At 77.1% G+C, this 3,068-nt stretch carries 2 protein-coding genes; both read left to right on the top strand.

The window, feature by feature from the left end; all coding sequences use genetic code 11:
* Entirely contained in the window at positions 1-1,119 is a 1,119-nt protein-coding gene (locus ACWGIU_RS34095; RefSeq protein ID WP_453711976.1) for an ATP-binding protein, read from the top strand.
* Positions 1,116-3,068, top strand: a 1,953-nt coding sequence (locus tag ACWGIU_RS34090; RefSeq protein WP_453711975.1) for a DUF5682 family protein, incomplete at its 3' end; no start/stop codon positions are given. The genes ACWGIU_RS34095 and ACWGIU_RS34090, both read left to right, overlap by 4 nt.

The following is a 3,068-nucleotide window of genomic DNA, read 5'->3' as shown; positions in this document are numbered from 1 at the left end:
GTGCTGCCCGCCGAGGAGCGCCACGCCGTCGAACTGGCCTTCCTCGCCGCCCAGGACCCCGGCCCCCGCCCGCCCGGCTGGGCCCTGACCCCGCGCGCCGTCGTCACCTTCGTCTGCGGCAGCGACGGAGCCGAACTGGCCCTGCCGAAGCGCCGCGCCGGACTGCCCGCCAAGCTGGCCATCGCCCCCAAGTTCGTCGGCGAACGCGCCCTCGTGGAGCGCTGCGTCGTCACCCTCGCCGGAGAGCGCGGCCTGCTCCTCACCGGCGAGCCCGGTACCGCCAAGTCGATGCTGTCCGAACTGCTGGCGGCCGCCGTCAGCGGCACCAGCGCCCTCACCGTCCAGGGCACGGCCGGCACCACCGAGGACGCCTTCCGCTACGGCTGGAACTACGCCCTGCTGCTGGCGCAGGGCCCCACCTCGCAGGCCCTGGTCGACTCCCCGGTGCTCTCCGCCATGCGCACCGGACGGGTCGTCCGCGTCGAGGAGATCACCCGCTGCCTGCCCGAGGTGCAGGACGCTCTCGTGTCGATCCTGTCCGACCGGCGGCTCAGCGTGCCCGAACTGACCGCCACCGAGGACGCGGTGGTCTCCGCCGCCCCCGGCTTCACCGTCATCGCCACCGCCAACCTGCGCGACCGCGGCGTCTCCGAGATGTCCGCCGCCCTCAAGCGGCGCTTCAACTTCGAGACCGTCGCCCCGATCGCCGACGCGGACGCGGAGGCCACCCTGATCCGCCGCCAGGCGGTAGCCGCCGTCCAGCGGGCCGGCGCCGCCTTCGGGGTCGACGACGCCGTCCTCGACGCGCTCGTCACCGTCTTCCGCGACCTGCGCTCCGGCCGCTCCGCCGAGGGCTGGGACGTGGAGCGCCCCGGTACGGTCATGTCCACCGCCGAAGCCGTCCAGGTGGCGGCCTCGCTCGGGGTCGCCGCCGCGTACCTGCCGGGCGGGGACGTGCTGGACCTGCTGCCGGGGCACCTGCTGGGCGTCGTACGCAAGGACGACCCGGCCGACCACGGACGGCTGCTCGGGTACTGGGACGGGCCGGTCCGGCGCCGCGCCGAGGACGGTTCGCCGATGTGGCGCCGCCTCTGGGACCTGCGCGGGAGCCTGCGTTGACGCACACCGATCCACGCGCCGCGGTGGACGCCCTCGCCGGCACCTGCGAGCCGTACCTCATCGGGGTGCGCCACCACAGCCCCGCGCTGGCCGCGGTGGTACCGGCCCTGCTGGACGCCTCGGGAGCGGACGTGGTCTGCGTCGAGCTCCCGGCGGAGTTCCAGCCCTGGCTGGAGCACCTCGCCGACCCGGAGACCGTCGCCCCGGTCGCCCTCGCGGGCACGGGGAAGGACGGCCGCCTGGCGTTCTACCCGTTCGCGGACTTCTCCCCGGAACTGGCCGCGATCCGCTGGGCCCGCCGGGCCGGCGCGTCCGTCCTCTGCTGCGACCTCCCGCTGTCGGACCGCGGCTGGACCCAGCCGGTGGCGGTGCCGAGCCCGGCTGCGGCGTCGGACCCGGTCCCGGTGCCGACCGCGGCTACCGGCTCGGCTCCGGACGCGGCCCCGGACAGGGGGGCGGTTCCGGGCCAGGGCTCCGTCCCGTCCGAGGGATCGGCCCCGGGATCGGTCCCGGACCCCGGCTCGGGGTCGGTCGTGGGCCCGGGCTCCGGCCCGGGTTCGGACCAGGGCCACGGCTCGGTCCCGGCAAGCGGCCCGGGCTCCCCGCAGGGTTCGGAGCCGCACTCGGCCGTGGGCGCCGCCACGGACCCTGCCGGGGGAGCGTATGCCGGGCGGGGGGCCGGCAGGTCCTTCGCGGATGCCCTCACCGCCGCCGGCACCGGCCGGGACGGCGACGACCTGTGGGACCGGGCCGTCGAGGTCCTCGCCCCCGGCTGTACCCCGGAGGCCGTACGACGTGCGGCCCTCGGCGTCGGCTGGGCGCTGCGTGCGGACACGGACGCCGTCCCCGCGACGGACCTCGCCCGCGAGGCCCACATGCGGAGCGTGATCGCAGGTGCCGTCGCCGCGGGCCACCGTGTGGCGGCGGTCATCGGCGCGTTCCACGCCCCGGTCCTCGCGGGCACGGCCGCCGGCACCGCTCCGGCCGCCCACGGCTCAGGCTCTGACGCCGGCTCCGGCGACAACCACGGTGACGGCCATGGCTCCGGGGACGGTTCCGGGCATGGGTCGGGGTCCGGCTCCGGGTCGGGTCACGATGTCGGGCACGGCTCCGACGTGGTTGCGGCCCTGGGGCAGGACCCGGTGGGCTCCCGGGGCGGCGGCGTCGCCGCTTCCGGGCAGGGCCCGGTTCACGGCCACGATCCCGGCATCCACGGCGAGACGTCCGGCGAAGGCTCCGCTCACGGGTCGGGCTCCGCTCACGGCGAAGGCTCCGCTCACGGGTCGGGCTCCGCTCACGGCTCGGGCTCCGCACACGGCGAAGGCTCCGCTTACGGTTCCGGCTCCGCTCACGGTGCCGGCTCCGCTCACGGTGCCGGCTCCGACCAAGGCGCAGACTCCGCTCAGGCCGCAGGCTCCGACCATGGTTCCGGCTCCGCTCACGGCTCGGGCTCCGCCCGTGACTCCGACGTCCGCACCGGCGCCGTCGGGCCCCTCGGGCCGGACGCGGTCGGCGCTCCGGCCGTGCCGGGCCCGCGGGTCGGTACGACCGCCGCTTCCGGGGCGTCGGCCGCCGACACGGTCCTGGCCGTCACCTCCTTCGTGCCGTACTCCTTCGACCTGCTCGACTCCCGCTCCGGGTACCCCGCCGGAATCCGGGACCCACGCTGGCAGCAGGCCGTCCTCGAAGCCGGCGGTGACCCCGACCGGGTCCGCGAGGCCGCCTCCGTCGCCGTCACCGGGCTCTGCCGCGAGCTGCGCCGCGCCGGGCACACCGCGGGCACCGGCGAGGCCGCCGAGACCCTGCGGCTCGCCTGCGACCTCGCCACCCTGCGCGCACTTCCGGCGCCCGGCCGCGGCGAACTCCTCGAAGCCGTCACCACCGTCCTCGGCCAGGGCGAACCCCTCGGCCGGGGCCGGGCCCTGGCCCGCGCCCTGGAGGCCGTGCTC

Source organism: Streptomyces sp. NPDC054840 (assembly GCF_053611065.1).
The sequence above is the reverse complement of the archived record's forward strand: the minus strand, read 5'-3'. Positions and strand labels throughout refer to the sequence as shown.